Here is a 617-nt window from a genome sequence, read left to right as displayed (position 1 = left end):
ATCCCATGCGACAGGTTCCGTGGGGGCTGAAGCTGTTGGCCCGGAAGGTGTACATGCCCTTCAGACCGTAATCCACCTTTTCCAGGGTTTCATCCAAGGCGAACACGGAATCCACCTCCAGATTCTGGAACGTCGGCATGTAAACCTTTTCCGCACCACCGGAAAAGAAAATACGTGCTGCCAGGGCGGCGGAAGCCTTCATGTTATTGAATTCTTCCCGGTTGGGATTCCAGTGGATGGTCTTGTCACCGCTGTAGGCATCCCCGGACCATTCCACATATCCCCTGCCCTGGTCGGTGCTGAAGGCATTTACACCGGCGTAGTACTTGTAGTCTTTCATGAAGTCGATATGGGCCTTGCCCGCCTTCATGTCACCCTGAGCCGACGTTCCAGAATCTGGAGGTGGATTCCGTGTTCGCCTTGGATGAAACCCTGGAAAAGGTGGATTACGGTCTGAAGGGCATGTACACCTTCCGGGCCAACAGCTTCAGCCACCACGGAACCTGTCGCATGGGATCTGACCCCTATGAGGCGGTGGTGGCTCCCACTGGCCAGGTCTATGGCACTGCGGGGTTGTTCGTGGCGGATGCCAGCCTGATTCCGGCACCCATGACCGC

General features: G+C 56.7%; 1 protein-coding gene and 1 pseudogene. One reads left to right on the top strand and one right to left on the bottom strand.

What is annotated here, in order from left to right; translation table 11 throughout:
• Positions 1-370, bottom strand: a pseudogene (locus tag A3714_RS10475) (GMC family oxidoreductase); the annotation flags it as partial.
• A gap of 41 nt (positions 371-411) precedes the next feature.
• Here A3714_RS10475 and A3714_RS10470 point away from each other — a divergent pair.
• Positions 412-617, top strand: a 206-nt coding sequence (locus tag A3714_RS10470) for a GMC oxidoreductase (protein WP_231867846.1), incomplete at its 3' end; no start/stop codon positions are given.

Source organism: Alcanivorax sp. HI0007 (assembly GCF_001635525.1).
Classification (GTDB): Bacteria; Pseudomonadota; Gammaproteobacteria; order Pseudomonadales; family Alcanivoracaceae; genus Alcanivorax.
Note: the sequence above shows the minus strand (reverse complement) of the source record. Positions and strands in the feature narration are given on the sequence as shown.